Annotated in this window: 15 protein-coding genes; 3 read left to right on the top strand and 12 right to left on the bottom strand. The window is 63.6% G+C overall.

What is annotated here, in order from left to right; translation table 11 throughout:
- Positions 1 to 16 precede the first annotated feature (16 nt).
- The 3 genes from FA94_RS10570 to FA94_RS10560 all read left to right on the top strand — a co-directional run bounded on the left by FA94_RS10570 (position 17) and on the right by FA94_RS10560 (position 3,238).
- Positions 17 to 1,405, top strand: coding sequence for a replicative DNA helicase (locus FA94_RS10570; RefSeq protein ID WP_035550548.1), 1,389 nt, complete (start codon positions 17 to 19; stop codon positions 1,403 to 1,405).
- 196 nt (positions 1,406 to 1,601) lie between these two features.
- Complete coding sequence (locus FA94_RS10565; RefSeq protein ID WP_035550545.1) at positions 1,602 to 2,228, top strand: DUF47 domain-containing protein; 627 nt, start codon at positions 1,602 to 1,604, stop codon at positions 2,226 to 2,228.
- On the top strand, positions 2,228 to 3,238 hold the full coding sequence (locus FA94_RS10560; protein ID WP_035550542.1) for an inorganic phosphate transporter: 1,011 nt from the start codon (positions 2,228 to 2,230) through the stop codon (positions 3,236 to 3,238). The genes FA94_RS10565 and FA94_RS10560 overlap by 1 nt, the downstream gene beginning before the upstream one ends.
- An 89-nt stretch (positions 3,239 to 3,327) precedes the next feature.
- Here FA94_RS10560 and FA94_RS10555 read toward each other — a convergent pair whose 3' ends face one another.
- From FA94_RS10555 to FA94_RS10500, 12 genes are all read right to left on the bottom strand, one after another.
- A complete protein-coding gene (locus FA94_RS10555) occupies positions 3,328 to 4,134 on the bottom strand; it encodes an SDR family oxidoreductase (RefSeq protein ID WP_035550539.1) in 807 nt (268 codons plus the stop codon).
- Between the two features lie 119 nt (positions 4,135 to 4,253).
- Positions 4,254 to 5,366: a C40 family peptidase gene (locus tag FA94_RS10550; RefSeq protein ID WP_035550536.1), complete on the bottom strand. Its 1,113-nt coding sequence runs from the start codon at positions 5,364 to 5,366 to the stop codon at positions 4,254 to 4,256.
- Positions 5,367 to 5,573: 207 nt separating this feature from the next.
- Positions 5,574 to 7,433 carry a PhoH family protein gene (locus tag FA94_RS10545; protein ID WP_035550532.1) on the bottom strand — a complete coding sequence of 620 codons (1,860 nt, stop codon included), beginning with the start codon at positions 7,431 to 7,433 and terminating at the stop codon, positions 5,574 to 5,576.
- 356 nt (positions 7,434 to 7,789) lie between these two features.
- Entirely contained in the window at positions 7,790 to 8,251 is a 462-nt protein-coding gene (locus FA94_RS10540) for a peroxiredoxin (protein ID WP_035550529.1), read from the bottom strand.
- 147 nt (positions 8,252 to 8,398) lie between these two features.
- Positions 8,399 to 9,292 (bottom strand): polysaccharide deacetylase family protein, encoded by an 894-nt coding sequence (locus FA94_RS10535; protein WP_035550526.1) that lies wholly within the window; start codon positions 9,290 to 9,292, stop codon positions 8,399 to 8,401.
- A gap of 10 nt (positions 9,293 to 9,302) precedes the next feature.
- Positions 9,303 to 10,349, bottom strand: coding sequence for a bifunctional UDP-4-keto-pentose/UDP-xylose synthase (locus FA94_RS10530; protein WP_051980521.1), 1,047 nt, complete (start codon positions 10,347 to 10,349; stop codon positions 9,303 to 9,305).
- Positions 10,346 to 11,293, bottom strand: coding sequence for a formyltransferase (locus FA94_RS10525; protein ID WP_035550523.1), 948 nt, complete (start codon positions 11,291 to 11,293; stop codon positions 10,346 to 10,348). Before FA94_RS10525 ends, FA94_RS10530 begins: the two co-directional genes overlap by 4 nt.
- The gene (locus FA94_RS10520) at positions 11,290 to 12,333 is read right to left on the bottom strand and encodes a glycosyltransferase (protein ID WP_035550521.1); all 1,044 of its coding nucleotides are present in this window, start codon (positions 12,331 to 12,333) and stop codon (positions 11,290 to 11,292) included. The genes FA94_RS10525 and FA94_RS10520 overlap by 4 nt, the downstream gene beginning before the upstream one ends.
- A 6-nt stretch (positions 12,334 to 12,339) precedes the next feature.
- Positions 12,340 to 13,491 (bottom strand): DegT/DnrJ/EryC1/StrS family aminotransferase, encoded by a 1,152-nt coding sequence (locus tag FA94_RS10515; RefSeq protein WP_035550519.1) that lies wholly within the window; start codon positions 13,489 to 13,491, stop codon positions 12,340 to 12,342.
- A gap of 297 nt (positions 13,492 to 13,788) precedes the next feature.
- Complete coding sequence (locus FA94_RS10510) at positions 13,789 to 14,160, bottom strand: SMR family transporter (protein ID WP_035550517.1); 372 nt, start codon at positions 14,158 to 14,160, stop codon at positions 13,789 to 13,791.
- Between the two features lie 25 nt (positions 14,161 to 14,185).
- A complete protein-coding gene (locus FA94_RS10505) occupies positions 14,186 to 15,907 on the bottom strand; it encodes a glycosyltransferase family 39 protein (RefSeq protein ID WP_035550515.1) in 1,722 nt (573 codons plus the stop codon).
- A 282-nt stretch (positions 15,908 to 16,189) separates the two neighbouring features.
- Complete coding sequence (locus tag FA94_RS10500; protein WP_035550512.1) at positions 16,190 to 16,564, bottom strand: Mth938-like domain-containing protein; 375 nt, start codon at positions 16,562 to 16,564, stop codon at positions 16,190 to 16,192.
- Positions 16,565 to 16,758 lie beyond the last annotated feature (194 nt).

Here is a 16,758-nt window from a genome sequence, read left to right as displayed (position 1 = left end):
CCGATAATTCCTCTCCATGAACGCACCGTCCAAAGATCCCCAAATCGAGTCGCTGAAGGTCCCACCGCATTCGATCGAGGCCGAGCAATCGGTGCTGGGCGGCCTGCTGCTCGATAATGCGGCGTGGGACCGCATCGCCGACTTCCTGTCGCAGAGCGATTTTTACCGCTACGACCACCGCATCATCTACGAACACATCGGCAAGCTGATCGCGGCCACGCGGCCGGCCGACGTGATCACGGTGTACGAAGCGCTCGGCACGTCGGGCAAGGCGGAAGAGGTCGGCGGTCTCGCTTACCTGAACGCCCTCGCGCAGAACACGCCGAGCGCGGCCAATATCCGCCGCTACGCGGAAATCGTGCGCGATCGTGCGGTGTTGCGCCGACTGGTGTCCGTCGCCGACGAAATCTCGGCGGACGCGTTCAATCCGCAGGGCAAGGAAGTCCGCCAGTTGCTGGACGAGGCGGAGTCGAAGGTGTTCTCGATCGCCGAAGACGGTGCGCGGGGTACGCAGGGCTTCCTCGAGATTGGGCCGCTGCTGACTCAAGTGGTCGAACGGATCGACACGCTGTACCACACCGCCAATCCGAGCGATGTGACCGGCACACCGACCGGCTTCGTCGATCTGGATCGCATGACTTCGGGCATGCACGGCGGCGAATTGATCATTGTCGCGGGTCGTCCGTCGATGGGTAAAACGGCGTTTTCGATGAACGTCGGCGAATACGTGGCGGTCGAGTACGGGCTGCCGGTCGCGGTGTTCTCGATGGAAATGCCGGGTTCGCAACTGACCATGCGTATGCTCGGCTCAGTCGGCCGGCTGGATCAGCACCGTATGCGTACCGGCCGGTTGACCGACGAGGATTGGCCGAAGCTCACGCACGCCGTCCAGAAAATGAGCGAGGCGCAGATTTTCATCGACGAAACCGGTGGTTTGAACCCGATGGAACTGCGTTCGCGCGCCCGCCGGTTGTCGCGGCAATGCGGCAAGCTCGGGCTGATCATCATCGACTATTTGCAACTGATGAGTGGTTCGTCGTCGGCCGGTGAGAACCGCGCGACCGAAATTTCGGAAATCTCGCGGTCACTGAAGAGTCTCGCCAAAGAACTCGACGTGCCGGTGATCGCGTTGTCCCAGCTCAACCGGGGTCTCGAACAGCGCCCGAACAAGCGGCCGATCATGTCCGACCTGCGCGAATCCGGCGCTATCGAGCAGGACGCCGACGTGATCCTGTTCATCTACCGCGACGAAGTTTACAACCCGGACAGTCCGGATAAGGGCACCGCGGAGATCATTATCGGCAAGCAGCGGAATGGTCCGATCGGCCCCGTTCGGCTCACGTTCCATGGTCAATTCACGAAGTTCGATAACTTTGCCGGTGCACAGAATTTCTATAGCGATTGATCGGCAGGCCGGTAAACAAGCTCGGTAACACGCACACGAAAGCCTCGCTGAAAGCTCACGGGAAATCCGCCGGGAAGGGAAGCGGCAAGCACAGCGCCTGTTGTAACGGCGCTTTCGAAAGTGTGATCAGGGACTCGGAACGGTACAATGTGGCGGTTTTATGTCAGCCACACCGTGACCAATTTTCGGGATCCCAATGTTCGGTCGATTCATGCCCACCGAGGGCAAGTTCTTTGAAATTTTCAATGCGCACGCAGCGTGCATCGTCTCAGCTAGCCGTGAGCTGGAACTGCTGATCGACAATCTGCAAGACGCCGAGACCCACAAGCAGAACGTGCAGAAAGCCGAAAAGGCTGCCGACAAGCTCACGCACGAAACCATCGACCTGCTGCACAAGACCTTCATCACGCCGCTCGACCGCGATGAAATCCACAAGCTGATCACCACGATGGACGACATCCTCGATCTGATGGAGGACGTCGCCACTGCTATTTCGCTGTACGACGTGCAGGCCGTGACCTCCGAGGCGAGCCAGTTGGCGCACATCTGCACGGCGACGTCCGAGCGCGTGCAATTCGCCGTCGGCCTGCTGTCGGACATGAAGCAGGCGAGCCAGATCCTGAAGGCCTGCGAAGACATCGACCGGCTGGAATCGGAGGCCGACCGCGTGCTGCGTTCGGCCATGTCGAAACTGTTCCGCGAAGAAGACAACGTCAAGACCCTGATCAAGCTGAAGGCAATTTACGAATTGCTCGAGACGATCACGGATAAGTGTGAGGACGTAGCGAACATCATCGAAGGCATCGTGCTGGAAAACGCATAATGCAATCGATACAACTTGCTATCTGGGTCGTTGCCGGCCTGGTTGCCGTCGCGCTGATTTTCGATTTCATGAACGGTTTTCACGACGCGGCGAATTCGATCGCGACGGTCGTGTCGACCGGCGTGCTGAAGCCGCAGCAGGCGGTGGCCTTCGCGGCCGCGTTCAACGTGATCGCATACTTCGTGTTCCACCTGAAGGTGGCCGCGACCGTCGGCAAAGGCACGATCGACCCGCACATCGTCGACCATTACGTGATTTTCGGCGCGCTGGTCGGTGCGATCGGCTGGAACATCATCACCTGGCATTACGGTATTCCGTCGAGCTCGTCGCATGCGCTGATCGGCGGACTGGTCGGCGCGGCGCTGGCCAAGTCGGGCTGGGGTTCGCTGAATTTCGACGGTCTGATGAAGACGGTCGCGTTCATCTTTATCTCGCCGCTGCTCGGCTTCGTGCTCGGATCGTTTTTCATGCTGGCGGTGTCGTGGATCTACTTCCGCACGCCGCCCAGCAAGGTCGACCGGCGTTTCCGGCGTTTGCAACTGGTGTCGGCGGGCCTGTATAGCCTCGGCCACGGCGGCAACGACGCGCAGAAAACCATCGGCATTATCTGGATGCTGCTGATTGCGACCGGTTATGCATCGTCGATCGCGGATGCGCCGCCGCTGTGGGTGATCGGCGGTTGCTATCTGTCGATGGGTATCGGCACGCTGTTCGGCGGCTGGCGGATCGTCCGCACGATGGGGCAGAAGATCACCAAGCTCAAGCCGGTCGGTGGTTTTTGCGCCGAGTCAGGTGGGGCGATCACGCTGTTCACCGCGTCGTGGCTCGGCATTCCGGTGTCCACCACGCATACCATCACCGGCGCGATCGTGGGTGTCGGCGCAACGCGGAAGTTGAGCGCGGTACGTTGGGGCGTGGCCGGGAACATCGTCTGGGCGTGGATTCTGACGATTCCGGCTTCCGCAGCGCTCTCAGCGGCCGCCTGGTGGCTCGGCCACCGTTTGCTGTAGTTTGCTTTTGCCGTAAGGGCGCAGCGCCGGCGTTTCATGCGCGCCGCGCCGCTCCTTCGGTAACTAACGCTTGAATAACAGCGCGCCGCTCAGATCAGCGGCGCGCTGCCTCCATCCATCGGGACAATCGCGCCCGTCACATAGCTCGCGCGGCGGCTCGCCAGAAACAGCGCGACGTCGGCGATTTCCTCCGGTTTGGCATAGCGGCCGAGCGGCACCTTGGCTTGCCCGCGTGCGAGCGCGTCCGCGCTCTCGATGCCTTGCTGGGACGCTTCCAGCTTGACCGCTTCCTCGACGCGCTCAGTCAGCGTCGATCCCGGATTGATCGCGTTGATGCGGATGCCGTAGCGCGCGTAATAGTGCGCGAGGCCGACGGTGGCGAGCATCAGTGCGGCATTCGCGGCGCCGCCCGCAATATGGATGTCGCTCGCGATCTTGCCGCCCATGCCGATGATGTTCACGATCGTGCCCGGTTCGGCGCCGCTGTTGGCCTTCACGCGTTCGGCCATGCGCCGCAGCACTTCCTGCTGCGGGTAGATGTAGGGGAAATACTTCGCTTCCATGGTGGCGCGGAACGCGTCGGCATCGAGCGTTTCCGGGTCGTAGCGGCGCGCAGCGCCCGCGCTGTTGATCAGCACGTCGATCGGGCCGACCGCGCTGCTGACTTCTTCGACGATATCCGCAGCGCTGTGCGGCTCGTGCAGATCGGCTCGGGTTCGGTGTACGTGCAGGTCTTCCTGCTTCAACTGCTCGTAAGCGCGCGCGAGATTGGCGGGGTCGCGCGAGACGATTGCGACTTTGGCGCCTTCCAAGGCGAACGCGCGGGCGCAGGCGAGGCCGATTCCTTTGCTGCCGCCTGTGATCAATACCACCTTGTCTTTCAGCCCAAGATCCATCGTCACCACCCGCTGTCGGAAGAATATCGATGACGATAGCAGATCGGCGGCGCGGGTGTAGCGGGGCGTCTTATGCCTGCAGACACCGCGCCGACGAACAGCGCACCAGGCAAAGATGGTTAGAAGTTGCCGTTGGCGAAGCGGGCGATCGGGTCGTCGGTGGTTTGCGTCGGAGCGGGGATGCCGCGCGAGGCTGTCGACGCTCGCATGATCTGCACGCCGCCATTCGCATCGGCGCGCTGAGCCTGACGTGCGGCCACCGATGCGGGCGGCGGCGGTTCGAACGCATCCGCGGCGGCGTCGATCGGGTCGGGCGCACGAGTGGGCGCCGTCTGCGGGATGGCGCGTGGGGTTGTCGGCTGCTGAGCGGGGGCTGTGCCGAGCGTGCCGTCGTACGCGCTGGCTTGAGCGGCCGGAACCGGCGTCGGCGACACAGCGCCCGCCGCGCGGGCCTGGATTTGCGCGGCGCTCATGCCGGGCGGCGGCGGTTCGAACGGATCGGCTTGCGGACCCGCTGCGGCGGTGATGGGTTGCGCCTCAGCGGTCAATGGTGCGTGAGGCGCGGTCGCGACGCGCGTCGCCGACTGCGCATAAGCCGGCGCAGCCTGCTGCGCCACCGGCGCAACCCGCTCCGGCAGCGGTGCCGCGGCCTGATAGCTCGGCGTATCGAACGGTGCCGGCGTCGCGGCCGGTGCGGCGACGCGGCGAATCCCGTCGAAGCGCTTGGCCCAATAAGGGTTGGTCAGATAATCGAGCCGCACGGTGCCGCCCGTCGACGGTGCATTGACGAAGCGCAGCTTGCCGACATAAATGCCGACATGCGAATGCGGCCGTCCGGTCGTGTTGAAGAAAATCAGATCACCCGGCGCGATCTCGTCCGGCTCGATCGACTCGCCGCGTCCGCTCATATCCGCCGTGGTGCGCGGCAGATTCACCGAAGCCGCCCGCGCAATGACATAGCGAACCAGTCCGCTGCAATCAAAGCCGCTATCCGGCGTATTACCGCCCCAACGGTATGGAATGCCGACCAGCCCCATCGCCTGAATCGAGATTTCCTCGCGGCCGATGCTGTGATCCACGAAATTCGGAAAGCCCGGCGGCGGCGCATGATAAGCGCCGTTGGCGACGACGATCGAACTGCCCGACGAGCCGCGCGACGACGTCTTCTGCGGCGCGCCGGCACAGGCGGCAAGCAGCAGAACGGTCAGCAGGGACAAGGCGAGTCGGCGCATGAAGACGAGGAGAGCGGGTAAACGCTCGTTTAACGGCGGACGATTTCGGGATAGTAGCCCGTGGCGCATCGCTCCGGCAAGAAGTCTTGACAAATTACTTGAAGTTCATGCGCTAAGTGTTGCTCCGCGCAAAACGCGTCGGCAATAAAAAAGCTGCCTCCGGAAGACTCCGGAGGCAGCTTCGGCAAGCTTCTAACTAATTGAAATTTAAAGAATTTCCGACGCGTAATCGGCAAGCCGCGAACGTTCGCCGCGCGCCAGCGTGACGTGCCCGCTGTGCGCCCAGCCCTTGAAGCGGTCGACCACGTAGGTCAACCCCGAACTGCCTTCGGTCAGATACGGCGTATCGATCTGCGCGATGTTGCCCAGACAGATGATCTTCGTACCCGGACCCGCGCGCGTGACCAGCGTCTTCATCTGCTTCGGCGTCAGATTCTGCGCCTCGTCGATGATCAGATACTTGTCCACGAATGTGCGGCCGCGCATGAAGTTCATGCTCTTGACCTTCAGGCGCGAACGGATCAGCTCCTGAGTCGCGGCGCGGCCCCATTCGCCGGCGGCGTCGTCGGTTTTCTGCAGGACTTCGAGGTTGTCGTCGAATGCACCCATCCACGGCTGCATTTTTTCCTCTTCCGTACCCGGCAGGAAGCCGATGTCTTCACCGACCGGCACCGTGGCGCGCGTCACGATGATCTCGTTGTAGCGCTTGTCGTCGAGCACCTGTGCCAGACCGGCCGCGAGCGCGACCAGCGTCTTGCCTGTACCGGCTTGACCCAGCAGCGTGACGAAGTCGATCTCCGGATTCATCAACAGGTTCAGCGCGAAGTTCTGCTCGCGGTTACGCGCCGTGATGCCCCACACGTTGTTCTTGTGGTGGCCGTAGTCGCGCAAGGTTTGCAGCAGCGCCGTCTTGCCGTTCAACTCGCGCACCAGCGCATGGAACGCCGGTTCGCCGTTTTGCGGCTCCAGATAGACGAACTCGTTGACCAGCATCGACGCGCACAGCGGACCCGTCACCCGGTAATACGTTGTGCCGGTTTTGGTGTCCTGCCAGCTCTCCATGCCCTTCGCGTGCCTGGTCCAGAAGTCCTGCGGCAGCGCGCGGATGCCCGAGTACAGCAGATCGCTGTCTTCGAGCACCTGGTCGTTGAAGTAATCTTCGGCGGGCAGGCCGAGCGCATGCGCCTTGATGCGCATGTTGATGTCTTTCGACACCAGCACGACCTGGCGATCCATCCGGTCGCGCTGCAACGCGCGCACGACGCCGAGAATCTGGTTGTCGGCCTTGCCTTCCGGCAGGCCTTCCACCGGTTCGATGGTGGCCAGCGTGGTCTGGAAGAAGAGACGTCCGGACGCTTCGCGGCTGCCCAGACGGGCGAGCGAAATGCCGTCGGAGATATTGCCGGCGTTGGCCACCAGCGCGTCCAGCGTGCGGCTCACCTGGCGAGCGTTACGCGCGACTTCCGACATGCCCTTCTTGTGGTTGTCGAGTTCTTCCAACGTCATCATGGGCAGATAGACGTCGTGTTCCTCGAACCGGAACAGGCAGCTTGGATCGTGCATCAGCACGTTCGTGTCGAGCACGAACAGCTTCTGCACTTCGGCCGGGTCGGCGCTCGTGCTGCGTTTTTTGCCGGCGCCGCGTGTGGCGGGCGCAACGGCTGCGGGTGCAGCGGCGTCGGCCTGCTTCGCGCTCGGCGCGCGCGCAACCACCGGTTGTGCCGCGGGTGCGGCCGGCTCGGCGTGCGGACGGGCGGCGGGAACCGGCTGCAACAGGGCAGCGGTTTGCTTCGTTTTGCGACTGCGCGCCGGAGCAGCCTGCTCCGCGGAAGCATTCGCAACAGGGGTTGCCGACGACGCCGGCACGGTCCGCAAGGTGGTCGCAGCATTGGCGGCATTCGCCATTGGCTTGGCGACGTTCGCGCGGCCGTAATCGGCCGACTCTGCGGCTTCCCCGTCGCCAGCCTGTTTCTTCGAGGCGGAGCGCGCCGGCGTAGCGGCTTTAGCCTTGTATTCGTCAGGCGGCAGGAGATTGCCGAGCTTGCTGGGGGGAGTAGGCAAAGGCATGGTTTCCCTCGAATTAATCGGGTCACATATCGTGCGCCGCCTGTCGCATTCTGCTGGTGCCAATGAGTGCGCACGCAGTTTGCGCCCGGAGGCGCGCATTCGGTCTAGAGATGCCGGTTCGCCTGGGTTTCGATCGGCTCCTTAACGGAAGCACGCAGCCGAGTGAACGAACGGCCGCGCGCAATTAAAAAAGCCGCCGCCCCGGCGTACGGGGCAAGCGGCTCGCCTTCAATGCTCGCGTTGCGCCTCACGACTCCGACAGCACCGGCAGATCCGGTAAAACGGCCGTCGAGTCTGGCGCAGCGGCGAATAATTTGGGGTGGACAGGCACTCATTGCGGTCCAATATAGCGCGCCTCAAAGTGCTTGTACAGCCTCCAGAATGTCGTCGACGTGGCCGGGCACCTTCACGCCGCGCCACTCCTGGCGCAGCACCCCTTCAGCGTCGATGAGGAACGTGGAGCGTTCGATTCCCCGTACTTCTTTGCCATACATTTTCTTCATTTTCATGACGCCGAACAGCGCGCACAACGTTTCTTCCGGATCGGAGATCAGCGGGAACGGCAATTCGAGCTTCGCCTTGAAATTGTCATGCGAGCGCAGGCTGTCGCGCGACACGCCGAGGATTTCCGCGCCGGCCTTCTTGAACTTCGGATACAGGTCGCGGAATTGCAGACCTTCGGTCGTGCAGCCGGGCGTGTTGTCCTTCGGATAGAAATACAGCACCACCTTCTTGCCCCGCAGTTTGGACAGCGTGATCTCGCCGCCGGTAGCGGGGGCGGTGAAGTCGGGGATGGGTTGGTCGACTGCGATGGGCACGAGGTTCTCCGGTTGTTATGGTCGGCGCCGCAGCAGGGCTGTGGCGGCGTCGGCCTGGCATCGAGGCTGGGGGAGGTGGCCGGCGCGCGGCATGGTCTCGCGCGGCGGCCGGTTCGTCAGGCGGGCTGCCGACGGTTGGCGGTCCGCTCAGGGCTGGACAATCAACTCGCCGGAGCGGCCTGGAATTTCGCCCCACGTAACAGGGTACGATGGCAACGTGTCGCGGTCTAGCGTGGCGTAGTAATCACCCATGGTCGCGAAGGTATGACCTTGCGCGCGCCAGCCGTCCAGTAGCTGTTCGAAAACCGGCGCGAGCTTTTGCCCTTCGAGTTCCGCGTGCAGCGTGAACACCTGATCGTGCGGATTGTTTTCGGTGTGCTTCAGCATCCATGCGGCGACGTTGTGCAGTTCGACGCCGTCCACGCCGAGCACTTCGTCGAGCGTGGGCAGCGTGGTGGGCATCTGCACGTGCGCGAGCGTCTTGCCGTCGACCACCGGCAGATACGGCGAACGGCCCCGGCCGTCGGACGCGTAACGCATGCCCCACGCGTCGATCTGCTCGAACGCGTGGCCGTTCATCTGCCAGCCGGCCGCGCCATGCGTGACCGGCGGCGCACCGAACACGTCGACGAACCGGTCATGGCTTTTGCGCATTTGCGCGGCGGTCCATGCGCGGTCTTTCACGCGCACGTTGTCCTGCCAGTACACGTGGTCCCACGTATGAATGCCGCATTCGAAGCCGGCTTCGTGGATCGCGCGCATTTCCGCCGACGTCTTCGCGCCGATGTCCGGACCGGGCAGCAGCACGCCGTACATCAGCTGTTTGACGCCGTAATGTTCGACCACCGAAGTGCGCGACACCTTCTTCAGAAAGCCCGGCCGCAATACGCGGCGCATCGCCCAACCGGTGTGGTCGGGCCCGAGGCTGAACAGGAAAGTGGCGCGCGCCTTGAAGCGGTCGAAGATGCGTGCCAGATTCGGCACGCCTTCGCGGGTGCCGCGCAGCGTGTCGACGTCGATCTTCAGAACGATACGGGCCAAGGATCAGCCCTTATTGCTGTTCGACGAGCGCACGGGCTTCGCCGACGTGGCCGCGATACGCTTCGAAAATCTTGCGCAGCGCTTCGTCGAAGGTCGACTTCGGCGCCCAGTCGAGTTCCTGCATCGTGTTGTCGATCTTCGGCACGCGGTTCTGCACGTCCTGGTAGCCGGCGCCGTAGTACGCGCCCGACGAGGTTTCGACCAGTTGCACGTTCTTTGCAAGTTCCGCGTATTCCGGGAATTCGGCCGCGAGCGCCAGCATCTTGTGCGCGAGCTCGCGCACCGAGAAGTTGTTGGTCGGGTTGCCGATGTTGTAGATCTTGCCCGTGGCGACGCCGTCCTTGTTCTCGATGATCTTCATCAGCGCGCCGATGCCGTCGTCGATATCCGTGAACGCGCGCTTTTGCGCGCCGCCGTCCACCAGGCTGATGTTCTCGCCGCGCACGATATGGCCGAGGAACTGCGTGACCACGCGCGAGCTGCCTTCCTTCGGCGTGTAGATCGAGTCGAGGCCCGGGCCGATCCAGTTGAACGGACGGAACAGCGTGAAGTTCAGGCCTTCCATGCCGTAACCCCAGATCACGCGGTCCATCAACTGCTTCGAGCACGCGTAGATCCAGCGCGGCTTGTTGATCGGACCGTACGACAGTTGCGATTCTTCCGGATCGAACTGCTCGTCCGTGCACATGCCGTAGACCTCGGACGTGGACGGAAACACGAGGTGCTTGCCGTACTTCACGGCCGAACGCACGATCGGCAGGTTCGCCTCGAAGTCGAGTTCGAACACGCGCAGCGGCTGCTTCACGTAGGTGGCGGGCGTGGCGATCGCGACCAGCGGCAGGATCACGTCGCATTTCTTGACGTGGTACTCGACCCATTCCTTGTTGATCGTGATGTCGCCTTCGAAGAAGTGCATCCGCTCATGATTGATCAGGTCGCCCAGACGTTCGGTCTGCATGTCCATCCCGAAGACTTCCCAGTCGGTCGTTTCGAGAATGCGTTTGGACAGGTGATGGCCGATGAAGCCGTTCACACCCAGAATCAGGACTTTTTTCATGAGGAGCGAGGAATTTGGGAGGGAATCTGAGTGAGCTGGGCGAATTCGGCCGGCGTGACGACAGTTTCGCTGCCGTCTAGCTGGCGCCGCAACTCGTGGATCGTGATCGCGCGACCGTCGCCGCAGATCGCGAAAACGGCATTATCGCTTACGTGCAGGCCCGGGGGCAAATCCGAGCGAAGCGCGCCGGGCGCGGCCAGGCGCGCGCGCGCGACGATGAAACGCTGTCCGTCGAGATCCGTGAACGCGCCGGGATAGGGCGGCGCCACCGCGCGGATCAGGTTGTAGACCTGCTGCGCGGATTGCGTCCAGTCGATGCGGCCGTCTTCCGGCTTGCGCCCGCCGTAATAGCTGCCGTGCGTGAGATCGTTCGGCAGATGCGGCGCTTCGCCGGCCAGCAAGGCGGGCAGCACGCGCCACAACGTTTGCTCGGCGGCCACCGTGACTTTGTCGAACACTTGCGCGGCGGTGTCGTCGGGCAGGATCGGCACCGGCGTCTGCGCGATGATCGCGCCCGCGTCGGGCTTGGCGGCCATTTCATGCAGCGTCGCGCCGGTCTCGGTTTCGCCGTGGATCACCGCCCAGTTGGTCGGCACGCGGCCGCGGTATTTCGGCAGCAGCGAGCCGTGCATGTTGTAAGCGCCCCGTGCGGCGAGCGCCAGCAGGTCGACCGGCAACATGTGGCGGTAGTAGAACGAGAAGATGAAGTCCGGCCGCGCGGCACTTACCGCGGCGCGCAGTTCGGCGCTTTTCGGATCCGCCGGCGTGACGACCGGAATGCCGTGTTCGGCCGCGATCGAAGCGACGCTGCCGAACCAGATGTTCTCGGTCGGGCTGTCTTCATGCGTGACGACCAGCGCCACCTCGACGCCGCGCGCGAGCAGCACCTGCAGGCAGCGCACGCCGACGTTGTGATACGCGAATACGACGGCGCGCGGCTTCATGGATTCGGCCCCTGATCGACCAGCGGCGCGGCCTGCACGGCCTGCACGACGGCCTGACGCGGCGCTTCGGCCACGGTCGTGCCGTCGCGCTGCTCGAGAATGGTTTGCACCAGATAACGCGGACGCGCGCGCACCTGCTGATAAATCCGGCCGATGTATTCACCGAGCAGCCCGAGCGCGAAGATGATCACGCCCAGCAGGAAGAAGATCACGGCGAACAGCGTGAACACACCTTGCACTTCCGCGCCGATGATAAAGCGGCGAATCAGCAGCAGCACGAACAGCGCCGCCGAGCCGAGCGACAGGATCACGCCGATGAACGACAGCCATTGCAGCGGCACCACCGAAAAACCGGTCACGAGGTCGAAATTCAGGCGGATCAGCGAATACAGCGAGTACTTCGATTCGCCGGCAAAGCGCTCTTCGTGCGCGACTTCGATTTCGACCGGATTCTGCGCGAAGGTGTACGCGAGCGCCGGAATGAACGTGTTGATTTCGCCGCACCGATTGATCGTGTCGATGATGTGCCGGCTGTAAGCGCGCAGCATGCAGCCCTGGTCGGTCATCTTGATACGGGTGATGCGTTCGCGCAGCCGGTTCATCGCGCGTGAGGCCTTGCGGCGGAACAGGCTGTCCTGGCGTTGCAGACGAATCGTGCCGACGTAGTCGTAGCCTTCGCGCATCTTCGAGACGAGCTTGGCGATTTCTTCCGGCGGGTTCTGCAGATCGGCGTCGAGCGTGATGACGATCTCGCCGCGCGATTGCTCGAAGCCCGCGAGAATCGCCATGTGCTGGCCGTAGTTGCCGTTCAGCAGGATCACGCGGGTGGTGTCGGGGCGCGCGCGGAACTGCTCGGCGAGCAGCGCGGCGGATTTGTCGCGGCTGCCGTCGTTGATGAAGATCACTTCATAACCGGTGCCGAGCGCGTCGAGCGCCGGGTACAGGCGCGCAAACAGCGCAGCCAGCCCGGCTTCCTCGTTGTACACCGGGATGATGATCGACACTTCCGGTGCGACAGCGCGATGTTCCGAATAACTCATTTCCGCTTATTTTCCGTATTGTTCGCAAATTTCATTGACCGCGCGGCAGACCCGCGCCACGTCGCTTTCGTTCATCTGCGTGAAGAGCGGCAGCGTGACGGTGCTCGCGCCATAGCGCTCGGCGTGCGGGAACATGCCTTCCCGGAAACCGCGCGCTTTATACAGCGAGAACAGATGGATCGCCGGGTAGTGCACGCCCGAGCCGATGCCGCGCTCTTTCAGTTCGCCCATGAAGCCCGCGCGGTCGATCGAGAGTTTCTCGAGCGGCAGCGTGACCAGGTACATGTGCCAGTTGCTGTTGTCGAAGTCCGCAAGCGGCAGGCCCAGGCCCAGCTTGACCGCGGCGCCGCCCGCGAAGCCGTCGAAGTAGGCGCGCGCCAGTGTGCGGCGCTGCGCGGTGAAGCGCTCGATATGCGGCAACTGGCCGAGGCCGACGCGCGCGGCGACGTCCGTCAGGTTGTACTTGCCGCCCAGCAGATCGCAGTCCATGCCGTCGAAGCCTGACCGCGTGATGCCTTGCAGACGGTACTTCTGCGCGAGGATCGCTTCTTCCTCGTTGTTGAGCACCAGCGCGCCGCCTTCGATCGAAGTCAGGTTCTTGTTCGCGTGGAAGCTGAACGACACGATGTCGCCCAGCTTGCCGATGCGCTCGCCATTCCAGCTCGAACCGAACGCCTGCGCGGCGTCTTCGATCACGCGCAGCTTGTGCGCGCGGGCGATTTCATACAGACGGTCCATATCGACCGGCAGGCCGGACAGATACACCGGAATCAGCGCCCTGGTGCGCGGCGTGATGGCCTTTTCGAGCAGATCGAGGTCGATATTGCGGGTGGCCGGATCGATGTCGACGAACACCGGCGTCGCGCCGACCTCATAGATCACATTGCTGGTCGAGACCCACGACGCGGGCGTCGTGATGACTTCGTCGCCTTCACCCACGCCGGCAATGCGCAGCCCGATTTCGAGCGTCGCCGTGCCGGAATTGAACGTGCGCACCGGACGGCCGCCACAGAACTCGGAGAGCGCCGCCTCGAACTTCTGATTCTGCGGACCGGTGGTGATCCACCCGGAGCGCAGGACCTCGGCGACACCCTGAATCGTTTCTTCATCGATTTCAGGTTTCACAAACGGCAAAAACGGCACGGTTGGCTGGGTCATGAATGCTTCGCTCGATTGAAAGGCTTGTCAGCCAGAGGGCGCGCAGTAAACCACAAAGTCCGCGCAAACCCAAGGCCACAACTAAAAAAGGTGCAACCGCACAGCATACCGCGGTCAAGCTTACGTCTTGCTGAGCCGGCGTGGCGGCGTGTTCATGGCGCTCGCCGGCGGTCTCTTTTCGCAATCAGCCTGCCGTCGGTCTGAGCCGTTGAGCCGCTGCGCTCCTGGAGCACCAGGACGCGCAGGCAATAAACGGTAATAAATCGGCCCCGGCAAATCGCTGCCGCGCCGTGACGCCTAGCTGCGCGCCAGAATCAGCACGCCGATCAGGATCACGCCGATCCCGATCAGCTTCTGCACCGACATGACTTCGCCGAACAGATACCACGCGGCGAACGCATTGACGACGTAGCCGAGCGACAGCATCGGATAGGCGATCGACACGTCCACCCGCGACAGCCCGACGATCCACACGACGAGGCTGATCCCATAACAGGCCAGCCCGGCGATGATCGGCGGCTGGGTCGCGATCCGGAAACCGATGGGCAGGATGTTCGCACGGGTGAATTCGAAGTGTCCAACGGCATTCGTTCCGGCTTTGAGCAGCAACTGCGCGCAGGCGTTCAACGTCACGCCGGCGAGGATACAGAAGAGGGAAATCGGATTCATTGAACGATCAGGTCCTGAGATGGGGTCACGATTGCGGTTTTTCCAGCGTGGGCGCCGTGCCCGAAGCCGGAAGCGGCTTCGCGACCACGACCCGGCGCGAGTCCTGGGCGATCACCTGCATCGGCAGTCCGGTTTTCAGCAACTGGTCGTAGGTGGACGGCGGGATCAGCGCGAGCGCGTAGCGGTCGGCCTTCCAGCGCTCGACCCAGGCGTCGACGCTCGGCAGCCACTTCTGCGGTTCGACGGAAATGCCGAACGCCAGTTCGTCGGGGTGCGCGACCATGATCATCGTGTGGTCGACGTAGAACGGCAGCGTGTGGTCGAGCACGCCGACCGAGTAGAACGGCGTGTCCGGCGGCAGCTTCGCGATCTCGGCCTTGATGGCGGGCGCGAGCGGCGCGCCGGAACTCAACCGGCCGAACACTTCGTGACCGGTGCCGGCGATCGTGCCGAGCAGCAGCCACGCCGCGCCGAACGTGGCGAGCGCGCCGAGGCCGCCGGCCCGGCTGCGGCGGTTCAGCCACAACGCCGCCAGCGTCAGCACGAACGCCACGCCGAGCGCCGCCAGCACCCAACTGCGGTATTCGGCATACAGCTCGGCGGGATTGCGCTCGCTGCCGAAGCGGGTCATGAACAGCGCGCCGAACGCGACGACGACGAGAAACAGCGCATAGCCGGCCAGATGGCGGCGCAACTGATCGCGCGTGACGAGCGGCAGGTACATGCCGATCACGAGCGCGATGGGCGGGGCGATCGGCAGCGTGTAGGACAGCAGCTTGGAGTGCGACGCACTGAAGAACAGGAAGATGAAGCCGGTCCACACCAGCATCAGCGTGACCGGTGCGAAGCCGTTCGGCTGGCGCGGCAGGCGCAGCGCGTGGCGCAGGCTCTGCACGGTCACCGACAGCCACGGCAGGAAGCCCACCAGCAGCACCGGCACGAAGTAGTAGAACGGTCCCGGCCGGTTCTGCTCAGGCGTCAGATAGCGCTTGAACTGCTGGACGATAAAGAAGAAGTTCAGGAATTCGGGGTTGCGTTGCTGCACCAGCACGAACCACGGCGTGACGATCGCGAAGAACACGATCAGACCGCCGATCAGATGCAGACGCTTCCAGACGGCCCAGTCGCGCGCGATCAGCGTGTAGAGCACCAGCACCGCGCCCGGCAGGATCAGGCCGACGAGGCCCTTGGAGAGCACCGCGAGCGCCATCGCGCCCCAGCACACCCACATCCACGCCCGCACGTTCGCGGTCGGCAGGTTGGGGCGTTGCGCGAGCAGCAGCGCACACAGCGTCAGCTCCATCCAGAACGACAGGCCCATGTCGAGCGTGTTGAAGTGGCCCATCAGGTTCCAGTACGGCGACGTGGCCAGCACGATCGCGGCGAACACGCCGGTGGCCGCGTTGAACACGCGCGCGCCGGTGAAGCCGATCAGCAGCACGCCGGCAAAGCCCGTCAGCGCCGTATAGAGTCGCGCCTGCCATTCGCCGATGCCGAACCAGGCGAACGTCAGCGCGTTCGCCCAGGTTTGCAGCGGCGGTTTCTCGAAGTACTTGTAGCCGTTGTAGCGCGGCGTGATCCAGTCGCCGGTGACGAACATCTCGCGCGCCATTTCGGCGTAGCGGCCTTCGTCGCTCGGCAGCAGATGGCGCCAGCCGAGCGGCACGAACCAGATCGCGGCGAGTGCCAGCACGAGCAGCAGGATCGTCGTGCGGTTGAGCGGTAGCCTCGACGGCATATCGTTCATGGGTTTTTAACCTGTTTGGCGACGCCGCGCGGGGCGGCGAAGCGGTGTTGTCTGGAAATGTTGGGCAACGGCGCCCGGTTCCGATGGCGCGCAGTGTACGTTATCGGCCCCGACGCGGCCAGGTGCGCGGTCTGTCTTGCGGCGCGAACTTGCTGGATTGCGGGTAGGGAAACGTCCGCCGCTTGCTCTACGGCCCGTACGCGAGCCGGATCGACGCCACGCCGCCGCACAAGCGCACCAACCGGACATCAACCGGACGCCAACCCGCTCCCGCGGCTCCCGCTAACCTTCGATCAGCAGCGCGACCGCGACCTTGCGGCCCTCGGCCATCAGAATGTTGTACGTGCGGCAGGCGGCCTTGAAGTCCATGGTTTCGACGCCGATGCGCTTCGCGGCCAGCGCGGCGGTCAGCCGCGGATGCGGAAACCGCAGCCGTTCGCCGCTGCCGAACACCACCACTTCGGGTGCGGCGTCCACCAGCATGGCGAAATGCTCGGCGCTCAACTGATCGAACGAGGAGACGGGCCAAGGGATGACCGGCGCGTTCGGCAGCACAAGAATGCTGCCCGAATGACGCACCAGATTGATTTCGACGTAGTCGGCGCCATAACCGGTGACGGTGTTGAGGGCGCCGCTGGCATCCTGATGTAATTTCAAATTCGTTTTCCGAAGTCGTCGTGGGACATCTTGCGAGGCCGTGACCCGGCCGCACGGGACGCAGGCGGGGCGGGGCGACGCGAGTCGTAGGACACGAGAGGGCCGATCCTTTCCACAGCGCGGCCCACAGCGCTCCAAGGGCCGAAAAGGCTTGCCGTTGCGGTTGGTGCATTGCGGAAGTCGGCCAAAATCCG

It is taken from the genome of Burkholderia sp. 9120, from assembly GCF_000745015.1.
Lineage (GTDB): Bacteria > Pseudomonadota > Gammaproteobacteria > Burkholderiales > Burkholderiaceae > Paraburkholderia.
Note: the sequence above shows the minus strand (reverse complement) of the source record. Positions and strands in the feature narration are given on the sequence as shown.

What these genes read in the sequence shown, in the direction of transcription:
- FA94_RS10560 (WP_035550542.1), top strand. Translation starts at nt 2,228, where the DNA reads ATGCAATCGATACAACTTGCTATCTGGGTCGTTGCCGGCCTGGTTGCC.
- FA94_RS10545 (WP_035550532.1), bottom strand. Translation starts at nt 7,433, where the DNA reads ATGCCTTTGCCTACTCCCCCCAGCAAGCTCGGCAATCTCCTGCCGCCT.
- FA94_RS10525 (WP_035550523.1), bottom strand. Translation starts at nt 11,293, where the DNA reads ATGAAGCCGCGCGCCGTCGTATTCGCGTATCACAACGTCGGCGTGCGC.
- FA94_RS10555 (WP_035550539.1), bottom strand. Translation starts at nt 4,134, where the DNA reads ATGGATCTTGGGCTGAAAGACAAGGTGGTATTGATCACAGGCGGCAGC.
- FA94_RS10530 (WP_051980521.1), bottom strand. Translation starts at nt 10,349, where the DNA reads ATGAAAAAAGTCCTGATTCTGGGTGTGAACGGCTTCATCGGCCATCAC.
- FA94_RS10570 (WP_035550548.1), top strand. Translation starts at nt 17, where the DNA reads ATGAACGCACCGTCCAAAGATCCCCAAATCGAGTCGCTGAAGGTCCCA.
- FA94_RS10515 (WP_035550519.1), bottom strand. Translation starts at nt 13,491, where the DNA reads ATGACCCAGCCAACCGTGCCGTTTTTGCCGTTTGTGAAACCTGAAATC.
- FA94_RS10510 (WP_035550517.1), bottom strand. Translation starts at nt 14,160, where the DNA reads ATGAATCCGATTTCCCTCTTCTGTATCCTCGCCGGCGTGACGTTGAAC.
- FA94_RS10550 (WP_035550536.1), bottom strand. Translation starts at nt 5,366, where the DNA reads ATGCGCCGACTCGCCTTGTCCCTGCTGACCGTTCTGCTGCTTGCCGCC.
- FA94_RS10505 (WP_035550515.1), bottom strand. Translation starts at nt 15,907, where the DNA reads ATGAACGATATGCCGTCGAGGCTACCGCTCAACCGCACGACGATCCTG.
- FA94_RS10565 (WP_035550545.1), top strand. Translation starts at nt 1,602, where the DNA reads ATGTTCGGTCGATTCATGCCCACCGAGGGCAAGTTCTTTGAAATTTTC.
- FA94_RS10520 (WP_035550521.1), bottom strand. Translation starts at nt 12,333, where the DNA reads ATGAGTTATTCGGAACATCGCGCTGTCGCACCGGAAGTGTCGATCATC.